Source organism: Serpentinimonas maccroryi (genome assembly GCF_000828915.1).
In the GTDB taxonomy this organism is placed as follows: domain Bacteria; phylum Pseudomonadota; class Gammaproteobacteria; order Burkholderiales; family Burkholderiaceae_C; genus Serpentinimonas; species Serpentinimonas maccroryi.
In genome coordinates this window covers 1541385-1558613 of record NZ_AP014569.1, presented here as the reverse complement: position 1 = coordinate 1558613, position 17229 = coordinate 1541385, and the positions used below count along the sequence as shown (strand labels likewise).

Genomic DNA, 17229 nt, shown 5'->3' with positions numbered 1-17229 from the left:
GCCGCAGTCTTTACAATGGCACACCATGAGCATCTACCAACTCGACCAATGGCGCCCCGAGGTGCACCCGAGCGCCTTCGTGGCCGACAGCGCGCAAGTGATCGGGCAAGTCAGCCTAGGGGCCGAGGCCAGCGTCTGGTTTGGCTGCGTGGTTCGGGGCGACACCGAACTCATCAGCATTGGCGCGGGCAGCAACATCCAAGACGCCAGCGTGCTGCACGCCGATTACGGCTTCCCGCTGCAGGTGGGCGAGCGCGTGACGGTGGGGCATCAGGTGATGCTGCACGGCTGCTGCATCGGCGACGAAACGCTGATCGGCATCGGGGCCGTGGTGCTCAACGGCGCGCGCATCGGCAAACACTGCCTGGTGGGCGCCGGCGCGCTGGTGACCGAGGGCAAAGAATTCCCCGACGGCTCGCTGATCTTGGGCAGCCCGGCCAAGGTGGTGCGCACGCTCACGCCCGAGCAGATCGAGGGCCTGCGCGCCAGCGCCCAGCACTACATCGAGAACGCGCGCCGCTACCGCAGCGGCTTGCACCGGCTTGCAGCGCCTGGGGTGAGCGGCGGTGTCTGAAATCCAGCGCTTCATGTTCGAGGGCCTGCCGGTGCGCGGGCTGTGGGTGCGCCTCGACAGCGCGTGGCAAGAGCTGCTGCAGCGCCAAGCGCAAAGCGCCGTTTACCCACAACCGGTGCGCGAGCTGCTGGGCCAGATGTGCGCCGCCGCGCTGCTGCTGCAAGCCAGCATCAAGTTCAGCGGCGCGCTGCAGCTGCAGCTGGTGGGCGAAGGCCCGGTGCGGCTGGCGGTGGCCGAAACTCGGCCCGACGGCAGCTTTCGCGCCACGGCCCAGCTCGCGGGCAGCCTGCCCGAGGCGGCAGCGCAGCCGTTGCGCGCCGATGGCTCGCCGGCTTGGTCGCTGGCCGATTGGGTCAACCGCCACGGCGGTGGGCGCTGCGCCCTGACGCTCGAGCCGCAAGAGCGCAGCAGCGGCCAGCAAAGCTACCAAGGCGTGGTGCCTCTGAGCCCAGGGGGCGGTTCGGCGCCGTTCGAGCACTTGAGCCAGGCGCTCGAGCACTACATGCAGCAAAGCGAGCAGATCGACACCCGGCTGGTGTTGGCGGCCAACGACCAAGTCGCGGCCGGCTTGCTGATCCAGCGCGTGCCCGCCAGCAGCGAGGCCGCCCTGAGCGGTGCCGCTGCCGCGCAGGCGCGCCGCGAGGCGCTCGAGCGCAGCGACGACTACCCACGCATCGCCTTGTTGGCCGCAAGCCTGCAGCGCGACGAGCTGCTCACGCTCGATGCCGACACCGTGCTGCGGCGCCTGTTCTGGCAAGAGCCCTTGCAGCGCCTGCAGGCCGATGCGGCGCAGAGCGCCCCCCGCTTTGCCTGCCGCTGCAGCCGCGCCAAGGTGGCGGCCATGTTGCACGGGTTGGGGGTGGCCGAGGTGGAGTCGATTCTGGCCGAGCGCGCCCAGATCGAGGTCGGCTGCGAGTTTTGCGGCGCGCAGTACCGCTTCGATGCCGTGGATGCGGCGCAGCTGTTTGCCCCCACGCCGCCACTGGCCGCGCCTACGCGGGTGCACTAAGGGTAAATCCGGTCTCGGATGGGGTGCTGGCGGGGTGGTGCGCGCGAGCGGTGCTGCCTACAATGGCCTTGCCTTTACAAAACGAGGAGATCCTCACCTTGCAACGCCGTTCCCTTATCGCTTGGGGCGCCAGCGCGGCGCTGCTGGCCGCCAGTGGCCCATCATGGGCGCGCAATTTCCCGACGCGACCGCTGCGCTTGGTGGTGCCGTTCCCGCCCGGCGGCATGACCGACATCATCGCGCGTTTGGTGGCGCCGCCGCTGGCGCTGGAACTGGGTCAGCCGGTGGTGCCGGACAACCGGCCCGGCGCCGCCGGCACCATCGGCACCAGCGAAGTGGCACGCGCCACCCCCGATGGTTACACCTTGGGTCTAGTGACTGCCGGTTTGTTGTCGGCCACGCCAGCCATCAACCCGCGCACGCCCTACCATCCGCTCACCGACTTCACGCCCATCACCAACGTGGTTGCCACCTCGCATGTGGTCGCGGTGCACCCGTCGTTTCCGGGGCATGATTTCGCGTCTTTTCTGAGCGAGATTCGGCGCGCCCCTGGGCGTTTTTCCTATGCCACGGCAGGCACCGGCACGATTTTGCACCTGCAGTTCGAGCTGCTCGAGTCCTTGACCCGAACTTTTGTGGTGCACATCCCGTACCGGGGTTCTGCCCCGGCGCTGGCCGATGCGGTGGCCGGGCACGTGCCGATCGTCATCGATGTGTTTTCTACGGCGCTGCCGCACATCCAAGCCGGGCGGCTGATTCCCATCGTGGTCGCCGCGCCCCAGCGCATGCCGCAGTTGCCCCACGTGCCGACCTTTGCCGAAGTCGGCTTCGAGCCGGTCAACCGCACCGGGTTTTTTGGTTTGCACGGCCCGCGCGGTTTGGATCGGGCGGTGGTGGAGCGCATCCACGCGGCCATGACGCGCATTTTGGCCGAACCGGCGCTGCGCCGACGCCTAGAAGAGCTCGGGGCGACGGTGGTGGCCAACACGCCGGAGCAGTTTGCCGAGCAGATCCGGCTCGAGTTTGAGCTCTACCGCGAGCTGGTGCAGCGCGCCGGTTTGCGGCCGGATTGAGCGGGACTCCGATTGCGCGTCGGCGCCGCTGCACCGGCTGGAACCCATAGCGCCGCTGCGGCACAGGCAAGCGCCATCGTTCACCGTGCCCGCGCATTGAGGCTAGGGTAAATCCGGGGTTGTTGGTGCCTGCTGCAAGTGGCGCACATGATCCGCTCTACCTACAATCAATTGTTCAAAACTTATCAGGAGACCTGCACCATGCAACGCCGTTCCATCATCGGTTGGGGTGCCAGCGCAGCGCTGCTGGCCGCCAGTGGCCCGTCTTGGGCGCGAACGTACCCGACGCGCCCGGTGCGTCTGATCGTGCCCTTTGCGCCCGGTGGGCCCACCGACATCGTGGCGCGCATGGTCTCCGAGCCGCTGAGCACGCTGCTGGGGCAGCCGCTGGTGGTGGAAAACCGCGCCGGCGCGGGTGGCTCGATCGGGGCGGCCGAGATCGCGCGCGCCGCCCCCGACGGCTACACGCTGGGCGTGGCCACGGTGTCCACGGTGGCCGCCAACCCGGCTTTCAACCCGCGCACACCCTACAACCCGCTGACCGACTTCACCCCCATCACCAACATCGCTGCGGCGCCCAGCGTGTTTGCGGTGCATCCCTCGTTCCCGGGGCGCGATTTCGAATCTTTCATGCGCGAGGTCCGGCGCACCCCCGGCCGCTTGTCTTACGCCACCTCGGGCACGGGCAGCATCAACCACATTCTGGTCGAGCTGTTCGAGTTCGAAACCCGCACCTTCTTGGTGCACATCCCCTACCGCGGCACCGGCCCGGCGCTGGTGGATGTGGTGGCCGGCCATGTGCCGATGATTTTCAGCGACCTGCCCTCGGCGCTGCCGCACATACAGGCCGGTCGGCTGGTGCCGATCGTGGTCGGGGCGCCGCAGCGCGTGGCGCAGCTGCCCAACGTGCCGACCTTTGCCGAAGTCGGGTTGCCGCGCGTCAACCGCATGGCCTTCTTTGGTCTGCACGGTCCGCGTGGTCTGCCGCGCGAGGTGGTCGAGCGCGTGCACACCAGCACGATGCGTGCGCTGACCGATCCGGCGCTGCGCCGGCGCATCGAAGACACCGCCTTGGTGATCGTGGGCAACACGCCGGAGCAGTTTGCCGAACAAACCCGGCTCGAGTTCGAGCTCTACCAAGGCGTGGTGCAGCGCGCCGGCTTGCGGCCGGATTGAGGCGTTAGCCGTCAGGCCGGTTTGCGGTTGGACTGGGGCAGACCGGGTAAGCCGAGTCTGGGCCTTAGTTGCTGCGGTTGAGCGGGGCTGCGGGTAGCGGACTTGGAGATGCGGGGCTGGGAGCACCCGCCGCCACCCCAGCCGCCGACTCGGGGCGCCGGATCTGCACAAAAATCTCGTTGGGGCGCACCATGCCGAGCTCGTGCCGCGCCACTTCTTCGACCATCTCGAGCCCGTCCTGCAGGTCGCGCACCTCGCTGGCCAGTTCGGCGTTGCGCTGGCGCGCTTGTTCGTTGGCCGTTTCTTGCACCTGCAGGCGCTCGCGCAACTCGCGCACTTGCGGCACACCGCCGCGCCCCAACCAGAGCTGCGCCTGCACCCCCAGCAGCAGAACCGCCAGCAGCAGGGCCACGGCGCGGGCGTCGAAGGTCAAGCGGGGCATGGTGGCGGTGTTTCAGTGGCTGTGGTCTGAACCGCTCAGGTGTGCCGGCTGCACGAGTGCAGCTCGGTCGGCACAGTGGCCCTTGAGGCTCAGCGCAAATTGTAAAACGCCGCCCGGCCGGGGTAGCGCGCCACGTCGCCCAGGTCTTCTTCGATGCGCAGCAGCTGGTTGTACTTGGCCATGCGGTCGGAGCGGCTGAGCGAGCCGGTCTTGATCTGGCCGGCGTTGAGGCCGACGGCGATGTCGGCGATGGTCGAGTCTTCGGTCTCGCCCGAGCGGTGGCTGATGACGGCGGTGTAGCCGGCGCGCTTGGCCATCTCGATGGCTTCGAAGGTCTCGGTCAGGGTGCCGATCTGGTTGATTTTGATCAGGATCGAGTTGGCTACGCCTTGGTCGATGCCTTGTTTCAGGATCTGGGTGTTGGTGACGAACAGGTCGTCGCCCACCAGCTGCACGGTTTTGCCCAGGCGCTCGGTGAGGTGCTTCCAGCCGTCCCAGTCGCCTTCGGCCATGCCGTCTTCGATGCTGATGATGGGGTATTTGTCGCACCAAGTGGCCAGAATGTGCGTCCATTCTTCGGCGCTCAGCACCAGCCCTTCGCCTTCGAGGTGGTATTTGCCGTCGCGGTAGAACTCGCTGGCGGCGCAGTCGAGCGCCAGCGCGATTTGGTCACCGGCGCTGTAGCCGGCGTCGGCGATGGCTTGCAGGATCATCTGCAGCGCCGCTTCGTGGCTGGGCACGTTGGGGGCAAAGCCGCCTTCGTCGCCCACGGCCACGCTCATGCCCTTGTCGTGCAGGATTTTTTTGAGGGCGTGAAAAACTTCGGCACCCCAGCGCAGGGCTTCGCGAAAGCTGCTCGCGCCCAAGGGCACGATCATCAGCTCTTGCAGGTCGAGGTTGTTGTTGGCGTGTGCGCCGCCGTTGACCACGTTCATCATCGGCACCGGCATCTGCATGCGGCTGCTGCCGCCGAAGTAGCGGTACAGCGGCAGGCCGGCTTCTTCGGCCGCGGCGCGCGCCACCGCCATGCTCACCGCCAGCGTGGCGTTGGCGCCCAGCCGGCTCTTGTTGGGGGTGCCGTCAAGGTCGATCAGGGCCTGATCGAGAAAGGCTTGCTCGCTGGCGTCGAGCCCGAGCACGGCTTCGCTGATTTCGGTGTTGATGTGGCCGACGGCTTTGAGCACGCCCTTGCCGAGGTAGCGCTTGGGGTCGCCGTCGCGCAGTTCGATGGCTTCGCGGCTGCCGGTGGAGGCGCCCGAGGGCACGGCGGCGCGGCCCATGACGCCGCTCTCGAGCAGCACGTCGCACTCGACGGTGGGGTTGCCGCGGCTGTCGAGGATTTCACGGCCGACGATGTCAACGATTGCACTCATGGGTGGGTACCTTTGGGGCTTGAAAAGTTTTGGGGGAAATCAAGGGGAGTGGTGCTTAGGCCACGCCTTCGACGGCGATCATGCGGATCGAGCCCGCACCCTCGCGCGCTTGGCGCGCCTGGGTGTAGGTGGCGCTGTCGTAGTAGGCGCGCGCGGCGGCCAGGCTGGCAAAGCGCAGCACCACGATGCGCTGCGGTTGCCAGTCGCCTTCGAGCGGCTCGACGCGGCCGCCGCGCACCAGCACCTCGGCGCCGTGCTCTTGCATGGCGCGGCTGCTCCATTCGCGATAGACCTTCATCTGCGCTTCGTTGCTGATGGTGACGTCGGCGATCAGGTAGGCGTGTGGCATGGGTGGGGTGCAGAATATCAGAGGTTGAAGTCGGCTTCGAGAAAGCCGTGGCGCTTGGTCACTCGGTCGAGTTCGAGCAGGCTCTCGAGCAGCGCCGGCATGTGCTTGAGCGGCACCGCGTTGGGGCCGTCGGACAGGGCTTGGTCCGGGTTCGGGTGGGTTTCCATGAACAGGCCGGCCACGCCCACGGCCACGGCGGCACGCGCCAGCACCGGCACCATCTCGCGCTGGCCACCGCTGGACTGGCCTAGGCCGCCGGGCAGCTGCACGCTGTGGGTGGCGTCGAACACCACCGGGGCCCCGGTCTGGCGCATGATGGCCAGCGCGCGCATATCGCTCACCAGGTTGTTGTAGCCAAAGCTCACGCCGCGCTCGCAGGCCAAAAAGTTGTCGGTGGGCAGACCGACTTCGCGTGCCGCAGCGCGCGCTTTGTCGATCACGTTGAGCATGTCGTTCGGGGCCAGGAACTGCCCCTTTTTGATGTTCACCGGCTTGCCCGACTGCGCCACGGCGCGGATGAAATCGGTCTGGCGGCACAGGAAAGCCGGGGTTTGCAGCACATCGACCACCGCCGCGACTTCGGCGATTTCGGACTCGGTGTGCACGTCGGTGAGCACCGGCAGGCCGAGCTCGCGCCGCACCTGGGCCAAAATCTCGAGCCCGCGCTCGCGCCCGGGGCCGCGAAAGCTGCTGCCGCTGGAGCGGTTGGCCTTGTCGTAGCTGCTCTTGAAGATGAAGGGGATGCCGAGCGCGGTGGTGATTTCCTTCAGGCGCCCGGCGACTTCGAGTTGCAGCGCCTCGCTTTCGACCACGCAGGGCCCGGCGATGAGGAAAAAGGGCCGGTGCAGGCCGACTTCGAAGCCACAGAGTTGCATGATGGATCAGCCTTTGCGCGCTTGTTGTTGTTGCAGCGCGGCGCGGATGAAGGCGCTGAACAGCGGGTGCCCGCCCCAGGGGGTGGATTTGAACTCGGGGTGAAACTGCACGCCCATGAACCAGGGGTGGACGGCGGCGGGCAGTTCGACGATTTCGGTCAGCTGCTCGCGCTGCGTGAGCGCCGAAATCAGCAGCCCAGCCTCGCGCAAGCGCTCGAGGTAATGCGTGTTGGCCTCATAGCGGTGGCGGTGGCGCTCGCTCACCACCGGGCCGTAGATGGCATGCGCCAGCGTGCCGGGTTGCACGTCGGCGCTTTGCGTGCCCAGGCGCATGGTGCCGCCCAGGTCGCTGCTGCCGTCGCGCTGCTGGATCGAGCCGTCGGCGTCTTGCCACTCGTCGATCAGCGCGATCACCGGGTGCGGTGTGGCGGGGTCGAACTCGGTCGAGTTGGCGCCATCGAGCCCGGCCACATGGCGCGCAAACTCGATCGTCGCCACCTGCATGCCGAGGCAGATGCCCAGATAAGGCACGCGCTGCTCGCGGGCGTAGCGGGCGGCGGCGATTTTGCCTTCGGTGCCGCGCTTGCCAAAGCCGCCCGGAACCAAAATGGCGTCAAACGGCGCCAGCACCTGCGCCACGTCTTGCTGTTCGAGCGCTTCGGAGTCGATGTAGCCGATCTCCACGCGCACTTGGTTTTTCAGGCCGGCGTGGCGCAGCGCCTCGTTGAGCGATTTGTAGCTGTCGGACAGATCGACGTATTTGCCCACCATGGCGATGCGCACCGCGCCCTGTGGGTGTTGCAGCGCGTGCACCAGCTCGTCCCAGCGCTGCAGCCGCGCCGGTGGGGTGTTGAGGCGCAGCTTGTCGCAGATCAGGCCGTCGAGCCCCTGCTCGTGCAGCAGCCGCGGCACCTGGTAGATGCTGGGCAGGTCGGGCAGCGAGATCACGCCCCACAGCGGCACGTTGGTGAAGAGGCTGATTTTTTCGCGCTCGTCGTCGGGGATGGTGCGGTCGGCGCGGCACAGCAGGGCGTCGGGCTGGATGCCGATCTCGCGCATTTTTTGCACCGTGTGCTGAGTCGGCTTGGTCTTGAGCTCACCGGCGGCTGCGATCCAAGGCACGTAGCTCAGGTGCACGAAGGCGCACATATTGGGCCCCAGGCGCAGGCTCATCTGGCGCACCGCCTCGAGGAAGGGCAGCGATTCGATGTCGCCCACGGTGCCGCCGATTTCGACGATCGCCACGTCCACCGCCTGCGCCGTGCCGAGGCCAGCGCCGCGTTTGACGAACTCTTGGATTTCGTTGGTCACGTGCGGAATCACCTGCACGGTTTTGCCCAGGTAGTCGCCACGGCGCTCTTTTTCGAGCACGCTTTTGTAGATCTGGCCGGTGGTGAAGTTGTTGGCGCGCCGCATGCGCGTCTCGATGAAGCGCTCGTAGTGGCCGAGGTCGAGGTCGGTTTCGGCTCCGTCCTCGGTGACGAAGACCTCGCCGTGCTGAAACGGGCTCATGGTGCCCGGATCGACGTTGAGGTAGGGGTCAAGCTTGATCAGGGTGACGTTGAGGCCGCGCGATTCGAGCAGCGCCGCCAGCGAAGCGGACGCGATGCCCTTGCCAAGTGAGGACACCACGCCGCCGGTCACGAATACGAATTTGGTCATGTCGCGGGCGAGCCGTTCAAGGCTCGCGGCTAAGGAAAGAGCGATTATAAAAGCCTACCCGGGCGTACCCGGGCGCTTCAGGGTGCTGCTTGCGGTACTTGCGGCGCTTACGGTGCTCACGGCGCCTGCTCCAGCGCCTCGATCTGCTGCGCCACCTCGAGCCACTGCTCTTCGGCGGCTTCGATGGCTTGCTCCACGGCGCCTAGGCGCTGGCTGGCGGCGGCTAGCGTGGGCGCGGGCTGGTCGGGGCGCTGCAGTTGCGCGTGCAGGGCCTGTTGTTCGGCTTGCAGCTGGGCCAGTTGCTGCTCCAGCGCCTCGCGCTGTTTTTTGTGCGGCTGCAGGCGCGCAGACCGTTGCTGGCGGCGCTGCGCCTCGGTGCGGCGCTGTTCGGCGTCGCTTCGCTCGGAGCGCGCCGGTTTTTGTGCCGGTTTTTGTATCGCTTTTTGCGCCGGCGCTGGTTTGGCCAAGGCTTCGCGGCGCAGCTTGGCCTGCTCGAGCAGGTAGCGCTGGTAGTCGTCGAGGTCGCCGGCGAAGTCTTCGATGCCGCCGTGGCTGACGAGCCAGAACTCGTCGCAGACGGCGCGCAGCAGGGCGCGGTCGTGGCTGACCAGCAGCACCGTGCCCTCAAAGCCGTTGAGCGCCAGCGCCAGCGCCTCGCGCGTGGCCAGGTCGAGGTGGTTGGTGGGTTCGTCGAGCAGCAGCAGGTTGGGCCGCTGCCAGACGATCAGGCACAGCACCAAGCGCGCTTTTTCGCCGCCGCTCAGGCTGCCCACGCGCTGCTGCGCCAGCTCGGCGCCAAACTGGAAACGCCCCAGAAAGTTGCGCAAATCCTGCTCGCGCGTGGCCTGGCCGGCCAGCGCGCCGGCGGCTTCGGTCTCGCGCGCGAGCCGCACCATGTGCATCAAAGGGGTGTCGTCGGCGCGCAGCAAGTCCATCTCTTGCTGCGCGAAGTAGCCGATGCGCAGCCCCTTGCCGTCGCTGCGCTGGCCGTCGAGCAGATCGAGCGTGCGCGCCACGGTCTTGATGAAGGTCGATTTGCCTTGGCCGTTGGCCCCTAGGATGCCGATGCGCTGCCCGGCCATGACCGAGCGCGTGACGCCGCGCACGATCGTGGTCGCGCTGCCGTCGGGGCTGCGGTAGCCAAAGCTGGCTGCGCGCAGGCTGAGCATGGGGTTGGGCAGGGTGCCGGCGTCGTCGAACTCGAAGTCGAACTCGGCTTCGGCCAGCACCGGGGCCAGTTTTTCCATGCGCTGCAAGGCCTTGACGCGGCTTTGCGCCTGCCGCGCCTTGCTCGCTTTGGCCTTGAAGCGGTCGATGAAGCGCTGTAGGTGCGCGATGCGCTCTTGCTGGCGCTCGAAGCTGCTTTGCTGCAGCGTGAGCTGCTCGGCGCGCATGAGCTCGAAGCGGCTGTAGTTGGCACCGTAGCGCTTGAGCTGGCCGGCCTCGAGGTGCAGCGTGACGCCAGTGACGGCGTCGAGAAACTCGCGGTCGTGGCTGATGACCAGCAGCGTGCCGGCGTAGCGCTTGAGCCAGCTCTCGAGCCAGACCAGGGCGTCGAGATCGAGGTGGTTGGTGGGTTCGTCGAGCAGCAGCAGGTCGCTGGGGCAGATGAGAGCGCGCGCCAGTTGCAGCCGCATGCGCCAGCCACCGGAAAAGCTGTTGACTGGGCGCTCGAGTTGCGGCACCTCAAAGCCCAAGCCCAGCAGCAGCGCCTGGGCGCGGGCGTGCGCGTCGTGGCTGCCGGCATCGAGGCAGGCGCTGTGCGCTTCGGCCAGCGCCAGGCCGTCGCCGCTGGCCTCGGCGGCGGCGAGCGCGGCGCGGGCGGCGGCGAGCCGGGTGTCGCCGTCGATGACGAAGGCGGTCGCGTCCTGCTCGGTTTCGGGCATGTCTTGGGCCACGGCGGCGCTGCGCCAGTGGCGTGGCAGTTGCAGCTCGCCGCTGTCTTCGTGCAGCTGGCCCTGCAGCAGCGCAAACAGGCTCGATTTGCCGGCGCCGTTGCGCCCCACGAGGCCGATTTTTTCGCCCGGGTTGAGCACCGCGCTGGCGCCGTCGAGCACCACCTTGGGGCCGCGGCGCAGCGTGATTTGGCGCAGGGTGATCATGCTTGGGGCCCGCCGCTAGAGGCTGGGGTTGCGGCTGGGGGTACGGCCGAGGGTGTGGCCTGCCAGCAGTCCAGCGCCTGGCGTGTGAGCAGCAGCACCGCGTCGGGCCCGGCGCTGGTTTGTAGCCAGTGCGCGGGCAGGCCGGGAAAGGCGCGTTCGAAGTGCGCGCGTTCGTGCCCGATCTCGAGCACCAGCACGCCTTCGGGGTTGAGGTGCGCGGCGGCTTGTGCCAGCAGGCTGCGGATGAAGTCCATGCCGTCGCGGCCGCCGCACAGCCCGCCGTCGAGCGCCAGCGCCGGCTCGGCGCAGAACTCGGGCGGCAGCGCGTCCATGCTGGCGCGGCTGACGTAGGGCGGGTTGCACAGCACCAGGTCGTAACGCTCGGGCAGGGCGGCCCAGCCGTCGGACTCGATCAGGCGCACGCGCTCTTGCAGGCCGTGGCGCTCGAGGTTGATGCGCGCCACCGCCAGCGCGTCGGGGCAGATGTCGGCGGCGTCGATTTGCACCTCGGGCCAGGCCAGCGCCGCCAGCACCGCCAGGCTGGCGTTGCCGCAGCACAGGTCGAGCGCGCGCTGGGTGTGCGCGCCCAGCCAGTCGTCGAGGCAGTCGGCCCCGGCGGCAGCGGCCAGCAGCTCGGCGATCAGGCTGCGCGGCACGATGCTGCGCTCATCGACATAAAAGGGCACGCCTTGCAGCCAGGTCTGGCGCGTGAGGTAGGCGGCGGGGCGGCGCGAGGCGATGCGCTCGTCGATCAGGGCCAGCACCGCTTGCGCCTGCTCGGGCTCGACCGGCCGCGCATCGAGCGCGCTGTCGGGCGGCAGGCCCAGGCGCCACAACAGCAGCCAAGCGGCTTCGTCGTGGGCGTTGAGGGTGCCTTGGCCGTAGGCCAGTGGGGCGGCCTGCAGGCGCGCGCAGGCGGTTTGATGAAGTTCGGACAGGGTCATGGGTGCGCACAGGGGGTGCGGGCTGGGGCGCAAAGGCCGCAGACCAAGGTAGGGGCCGTCACCGGGAGTCGGAGCGGCTGCTGGCGGTGGGGTGGATGCGGCTTGAGGAGGGGGCGCTGGGGGCTGCGATGGTCGCCACCCAAGCCGGGTCGGGTCGCCACTGCGCCACCCAGTCGGGGATTTGCGCCGCCGGCATCGGCCGGGCGATGGCGTAGCCCTGGCCGTGCAGACAACCCAGGCGCAGCAGCATCTGGGCGTGGGCCGAGGTTTCCACCCCTTCGGCGATCACCAGCCGACCCAGCGCCTGCGCCAAGCTGAGCACGCCCTGCAAAATGGCGATGTCGGTGGCGTCGTCGAGCATGCTGCGCACAAAGCTCTGGTCGATTTTGAGCACCTGAATCGGCAGGTGCTTGAGGTAGGTGAGCGAGGAGTAGCCGGTGCCAAAGTCGTCCAGCGAGGTGTGCACGCCCAGCTCGCGGCATTGGTGCAGCAGGGCCGAAACCGAGCTCAAATCGCCCAGCGCGCTGGTTTCGAGCACTTCGAGCTCCAGCTGATCGGGCGGCAGCTCGGGGTGGCGGGCCAGCGCGGCGCGCAGTTTGGGCACGAAATCGGGTTGCGCCAACTGCATGGCGTTCACGTTGACGCTCACCGGCAGGTGCAGCCCGGTGCAGTTCCACTGGGCCAGCTGTTGCAAGGCCTGTTCGAGCACCCAGTCGCCCAGGTCCACCATCAGCGCCTGCTGTTCCAGCGCGGGCAAAAAGGCCCCCGGGCCCAGCAGGCCATGCTGCGGGTGCTGCCAGCGGATCAGGGCCTCGACCCCGATCACGGCCCCGCTGTGCATGTTCACTTTGGGCTGATAAAACAGCACGAACTCGTGGTTTTTGAGGCCCTGTGCGATGCGCTCGATTTCGGCGTGGCGGCTGCGCACGCCGCGGTCGCCCTCGGCGTCGAAGAAGTGGTAGCGGTTTTTGCCACTTTGCTTGGCCTGGAACATGGCCTGGTCGGCTTGGCGAAGCAACTGGTCGGCGTCCACCGGGTCGGCTTGGGGATAAAAGCTTACGCCTATGCTGGCGCTCACAAGCGCAAGTCGTGCGCGGGCAAAGCGCCGCTCGGGCTGGCGGCCGCCGCCAGCAAGGCCTCGAGCACGGGCAGGCAGTCCAAGGCGCTGCACAGGTCGGGCAGCACGGCGACGAATTCATCGCCACCCAAGCGCGCCAGCGTATCGCCCGGGCGCAGGGCGCTTTGCAGGCCGTGCCCGAGCGCGATCAGCAACTGGTCGCCGGCCTCGTGGCCGAGCTGGTCGTTGAAGGCCTTGAAGCCGTCCAGGTCCAGATAGACCACCGCCACTTGGTGCTGGTGTTGCGTGGCCTGGCCCATGGCGATCAGCAAGCGGTCGGCCAGCAGGCGGCGGTTGGGCAGACCGGTCAGGGCGTCGTACTGGCTCAGGCGCTCTACCTGGCGCTCCTGCTCGCGCAGCGTGCTCAGGTCGGTCGAGATGCCGGCGTAGCCCTGCAAGCGCCCGCTGGCGTCGGGCACCGGGCTGATGGTGAGCAGGCAGGGATAGACCTCGCCAGATTTGCGCCGGTTCCAGATTTCCCCGCGCCACAACCCGTGCTCGCGCAGCGCCAGCCACATCTTGCGGTAAAACGCGGCGTCGTGGCGGCCCGAGGACCAAAAGCGCGGGTTCTGGCCCAGCAGTTCCTCGCGAGCGTAGCCGGTGAGGCGGCACAAGGCGGCATTGACGTCGATGATCTGGCCACGGGCGTCGGTGATGACGATGGCGTCGTTGGCGTGTTCGTACACGCTGGCGGCGCGGCGCAGGGCTTGCGCCGCCAACTCGCGCTCGGTCACGTCTTGGGCGGTGCCGAAGGACTCGATCACCGCCCCAGCCTCATTGCGCCGGTGCTGGATTTGTTCGTGAATGTGGCGGATGGCGCCGTCGCTGCGGCGCACGATGCGGTGCACGATCTCGTAGCCAGCGTGGCCCGGTTGCAAGGAAGCGTTGTAGGCGGTTTCGACGGCGGCGCGGTCTTCGGGGTGGACGAGCTCCAGAAAAGCCGGGTAGGTGGCGGCAAAAACGCCTGGCTCGAGGCCAAACAGGCGGTAGAGCTCGTCACTCCACACCAGGCGGCCGCTTTGCAGATCGAGGGTCCAGCAGCCGATGTGTGCCACGCGCTCGAGGTTGGCCAAGCGCTCTTGGCTGGCGCGCAGCTGCTCGGCGTTGCGGCTGGCGGCGATCCACAGCCCGATGCGCTCGAGCAGTGGGTGCAGAAAATCGAGCAAGGCCGGGGCGTAGCCGCCCGGGCGGTTGGCCAGGCCGACCAAGCCCACTAGATGGCCGCCGTGATGCAGCGGGATGCCCACGAAGGCGTCGAGCGCCGGGTACCCGGGCGGCAGCCCGCCGCGGCGCGGGTCGGTGACGGGCTGGTTGGAAAACACCGGTTCGCCGCTGGTGAGGGCGGCGCCAAAGAGCGTGCGCAAGTTGGTGAACTCCAGGCCCTTGGGGGCCATGGCGGCAAAATGGGCCTTGCTGGCTGCGTCCCAAGCGATGTCGGTGATGGCGTAGGTTTTGAGATTGGGCTGGCCGTCAGCGGCGTGCAGCACCTCGCCGATGAAGCCGTAGGCGCTGGCGCTGAGCGCCAGCAAGCGCTCGAGCACGGCCGCAAAACCGCTGCGGCGCTCGGTCGGGTCGAGCAGGTGCAAGGGCAGATCGTCACTCTGCGTCAGCTGGCGCCGCTGGGCCTGCAGCTCGGCTTGTGCGCAGTCGGCCAAATCGCGCAAGGCGGTGCGCTGCGCGGGGCTGAGCAGGCGCGGGCGTCGGTCTTGGATGCACAGCATGCCCACGGTGTCGCCGCCATCGACCACCAAAGGGGCGCCGGCGTAGTAGCGGATGTGCGGCTCGCCGGTGACCATGGGGTTGTGGGCGAAGCGCGGGTCTTGCAGGGTGTCGGGGATTTCGAAAATGCCCGACTCCAAAATGGCGTGGCCGCAAAAAGAGACGGCGCGCTCGGTTTCGGTGGCCTCCACCCCCAGACGCGACTTGAACCACTGACGCTCGGCGTCCACCAAGGAAATCAAAGCGATCGGCACATCGAACAAGGCCCGCGCCAGCCGGGTGATGCGGTCGAAGCGCTCTTCGGCGGCGCTGTCGAGCACCCCCAGCGCGCGCAGGGCGCGCAGGCGCTCCGCTTCGCCGTCAGGCAAAGCGGGGGCGCAATCAGGGGGGCCGGCTGGGTTCATACGCGGAGCGAAACGGCTTTCAGGTTCGGCAAATGGTAATCATATTGGGCGATTTTACAATGGGCGCGAGACCAAGTGCTCCATCACCCGGCGATAAATGTGGGTCAGGGGCTCGAGTTCGGCCACGGCCACGCACTCGTTGACTTGGTGGATGGTGGCATTGGGCGGCCCGAGTTCGATCACTTGCGGGCAGATTTGAGCGATGAAGCGCCCGTCGCTGGTGCCGCCGCTGGTCGAGAGCTGTGCCTGCAGCCCGGTGACCTGAAAAATGGCGGTGCGCACCGCATCGACCAAGCTGCCCGCCGGCGTGAGAAAAGGCTGGCCCGACAGGCTCCAGTCCAGCTCGTAGTCGCGCCCGGCGTGCAGGTGGTGGCGCGCCAGCAGATCGTGCACGCGCTGTTGCAGGCTCTCGGGCGTGCTCTCGGTACTGAAGCGAAAGTTGAAATCGAGCACGGCGGTGCCGGGAATCACGTTGCTCGCGCCGGTGCCGGCGTGCAGGTTGCTGGCCTGCCACGAGGTGGGGGGGAAGTGCGCGTTGCCGCCGTCCCACAGGGTGGCGGCGAGTTCGGCCAGCGCCGGCGCCAGCAGGTGGATGGGGTTGCGCGCCAGTTGCGGGTAGGCGATGTGGCCCTGCACGCCCTTGAGCGTGAGCCGGCCACTGAGCGAGCCGCGGCGGCCGTTTTTGATGGTGTCGCCGGTCTGGCGCTCGGCGGTGGGTTCGCCCACGATGCACCAGTCGAGCCGCTCGCCGCGGCGTTGCAGCTCGCGGCACACCGCCACGGTGCCATCGTGGGCCGGGCCTTCTTCGTCCGAGGTGAGCAAAAAAGCCAGATTCAGCGGCGCCTCGGGCTGCGCGGCCACAAAGGCTTCGCAGGCCACCACCATCGCCGCCAGCGAGGCTTTCATGTCGCTGGCGCCGCGGCCGTAGAGCTTGCCGTCGCGCAGCGTGGGCTCAAAGGGCGGGCTGTGCCAGCGCTCCAGCGCGCCGGTGGGCACCACGTCGGTGTGGCCGGCCCAGACCAAGGTGTGGGCCGTGGGGCTGACGCTGCGCTTGGCCCACAGGTTGCTCACGCGCCAATCGGGCGGGCCGCTGTCGATACGCTCGCAGACAAAGCCCAGCGCTTGCAGGCGATCGGCGATCAGCTCCAAACAACCGGCGTCGGCCGGGCTGACAGAGGGGCAGGCGATCAGTTGCTGGGTCAGTTGCTGGGTGGGGTGCATGGTCGGGGACAGCCAAATTAGGCGTCGAGGGTAAAGTCGGCAAACGAGGGGCCGCTGGGCGAGGGCGCTTGGGGCGACGCGGCGGGCGGTTCGCTGGGGTTTTGCGTGCGCGATTGAAGCGACTGGTTTTGCAGCCGCCACATCAGGTTGGTGGGTGAATCGGCGTACGCCAAGCCTTCTTGGCGTTCGATTTTGCCGCTCAGGATCAGGCGCGCGATGTCGGACTCGAAGGTTTGCGATTCTTCGGACATGGATTTTTCTAGCGCCTCGCGCACGCCAAAAAAATCGCCTTTTTCGATCATTTCGCTCATCAGGCGCGAGTTGACCATCACTTCCACCGCCGGCACGCGGCTGCCATCGACCGTGCGCAGCAGCCGCTGCGACACGATCGCCTTGAGCGAGGAAGCCAAGTCGTTGAGCATGGTCGGGCGCACCTCGACCGGGTAAAAGTTGAGGATGCGGTTGAGCGCCTGGTGGCTGTTGTTGGCGTGCAGCGTGGCCAGCACCAGGTGGCCCGACTGGGCGTAGGCGATGGCCAGCGACATGGTTTCGCGGTCGCGGATTTCGCCGATCAGGATCACGTCCGGGGCCTGGCGCAGCGCGTTTTTGAGCGCGACGTAGAGCGAAGCGGTGTCGGTGCCGACTTCGCGTTGGTTGACGATCGACTGCTTGTTGCGAAACAGGTATTCGACCGGGTCTTCGATCGTTAGGATGTGGCCTCTGCTTTGGGCGTTGCGGTGGTCGAGCAAGGCCGCTAGGGTGGTGCTTTTGCCCGAGCCGGTGGAGCCGACCACCAGCATCAGGCCGCGCTTGGCCATGATCATTTTTGCCAGCACCGGCGGCAGCTGCAGCGACTCGAAGGCCGGGATTTCGCTGCTGATGAAACGCACCACCATGGCGCAGTTGCCGCGCTGCTTCATGGCGCTGAGGCGAAAACGCCCAACCCCTGCCAGCGGAATGGCGATGTTGAGTTCGCCGCTGGCATGAAATTCACGCAGCTGCTCGGCACTCACCACTTCGGCCAGCAGCTGCAGCGGCCCATCGACCGGCAGCGGCTGCGGCGTGATGGCGGTGCAGACACCGTTGAGCTTCATTTGCACCGGCGAGGCCGCCGACAAATAGACGTCGGAGGCGCGCTTTTCGCTCATCAGGCGCAGGATTTTTTCCATCGGGCCCATGGGTGTGGCTC

15 protein-coding genes are annotated in these 17229 nt (G+C 67.7%); 4 read left to right on the top strand and 11 right to left on the bottom strand.

Going from position 1 to position 17229, the window contains the following annotated elements:
- Positions 1-25: 25 nt before the first annotated feature.
- From SMCB_RS07155 to SMCB_RS07140, 4 genes are all read left to right on the top strand, one after another.
- Positions 26-574 carry a gamma carbonic anhydrase family protein gene (locus tag SMCB_RS07155; RefSeq protein WP_045535938.1) on the top strand — a complete coding sequence of 183 codons (549 nt, stop codon included), beginning with the start codon at positions 26-28 and terminating at the stop codon, positions 572-574.
- On the top strand, positions 567-1583 hold the full coding sequence (gene hslO / locus SMCB_RS07150; RefSeq protein ID WP_045535937.1) for an Hsp33 family molecular chaperone HslO: 1017 nt from the start codon (positions 567-569) through the stop codon (positions 1581-1583). Before SMCB_RS07155 ends, hslO begins: the two co-directional genes overlap by 8 nt.
- A gap of 98 nt (positions 1584-1681) precedes the next feature.
- Positions 1682-2656 carry a Bug family tripartite tricarboxylate transporter substrate binding protein gene (locus tag SMCB_RS07145; RefSeq protein ID WP_045537812.1) on the top strand — a complete coding sequence of 325 codons (975 nt, stop codon included), beginning with the start codon at positions 1682-1684 and terminating at the stop codon, positions 2654-2656.
- A gap of 201 nt (positions 2657-2857) precedes the next feature.
- Positions 2858-3832 (top strand): tripartite tricarboxylate transporter substrate binding protein BugE, encoded by a 975-nt coding sequence (locus tag SMCB_RS07140; protein ID WP_045537808.1) that lies wholly within the window; start codon positions 2858-2860, stop codon positions 3830-3832.
- A gap of 64 nt (positions 3833-3896) precedes the next feature.
- Here SMCB_RS07140 and ftsB read toward each other — a convergent pair whose 3' ends face one another.
- The 11 genes from ftsB to SMCB_RS07090 all read right to left on the bottom strand — a co-directional run bounded on the left by ftsB (position 3897) and on the right by SMCB_RS07090 (position 17218).
- Complete coding sequence (gene ftsB, locus SMCB_RS07135) at positions 3897-4274, bottom strand: cell division protein FtsB (RefSeq protein ID WP_082027293.1); 378 nt, start codon at positions 4272-4274, stop codon at positions 3897-3899.
- Between the two features lie 89 nt (positions 4275-4363).
- Entirely contained in the window at positions 4364-5647 is a 1284-nt protein-coding gene (gene eno / locus SMCB_RS07130) for a phosphopyruvate hydratase (protein WP_045535936.1), read from the bottom strand.
- 55 nt (positions 5648-5702) lie between these two features.
- Entirely contained in the window at positions 5703-5996 is a 294-nt protein-coding gene (locus SMCB_RS07125; protein WP_045535935.1) for a DUF1330 domain-containing protein, read from the bottom strand.
- A 17-nt stretch (positions 5997-6013) separates the two neighbouring features.
- On the bottom strand, positions 6014-6871 hold the full coding sequence (kdsA, locus tag SMCB_RS07120) for a 3-deoxy-8-phosphooctulonate synthase (RefSeq protein WP_045535934.1): 858 nt from the start codon (positions 6869-6871) through the stop codon (positions 6014-6016).
- A gap of 6 nt (positions 6872-6877) precedes the next feature.
- Complete coding sequence (locus tag SMCB_RS07115) at positions 6878-8533, bottom strand: CTP synthase (RefSeq protein WP_045535933.1); 1656 nt, start codon at positions 8531-8533, stop codon at positions 6878-6880.
- Between the two features lie 116 nt (positions 8534-8649).
- Positions 8650-10635 carry an ATP-binding cassette domain-containing protein gene (locus SMCB_RS07110; RefSeq protein WP_045535932.1) on the bottom strand — a complete coding sequence of 662 codons (1986 nt, stop codon included), beginning with the start codon at positions 10633-10635 and terminating at the stop codon, positions 8650-8652.
- Positions 10632-11579 (bottom strand): 50S ribosomal protein L3 N(5)-glutamine methyltransferase, encoded by a 948-nt coding sequence (gene prmB / locus SMCB_RS07105; protein WP_045535931.1) that lies wholly within the window; start codon positions 11577-11579, stop codon positions 10632-10634. Before prmB ends, SMCB_RS07110 begins: the two co-directional genes overlap by 4 nt.
- Before the next feature lie 58 nt (positions 11580-11637).
- Positions 11638-12657, bottom strand: coding sequence for a putative bifunctional diguanylate cyclase/phosphodiesterase (locus SMCB_RS12955; protein WP_197539291.1), 1020 nt, complete (start codon positions 12655-12657; stop codon positions 11638-11640).
- Positions 12654-14783, bottom strand: coding sequence for a PAS domain S-box protein (locus tag SMCB_RS12950; protein WP_052468444.1), 2130 nt, complete (start codon positions 14781-14783; stop codon positions 12654-12656). The genes SMCB_RS12955 and SMCB_RS12950 overlap by 4 nt, the downstream gene beginning before the upstream one ends.
- Positions 14784-14873: 90 nt before the next feature.
- Positions 14874-16040, bottom strand: coding sequence for a succinyl-diaminopimelate desuccinylase (dapE, locus tag SMCB_RS07095; RefSeq protein ID WP_045535930.1), 1167 nt, complete (start codon positions 16038-16040; stop codon positions 14874-14876).
- Between the two features lie 17 nt (positions 16041-16057).
- Complete coding sequence (locus SMCB_RS07090) at positions 16058-17218, bottom strand: PilT/PilU family type 4a pilus ATPase (protein ID WP_082027290.1); 1161 nt, start codon at positions 17216-17218, stop codon at positions 16058-16060.
- Positions 17219-17229: the final 11 nt, after the last annotated feature.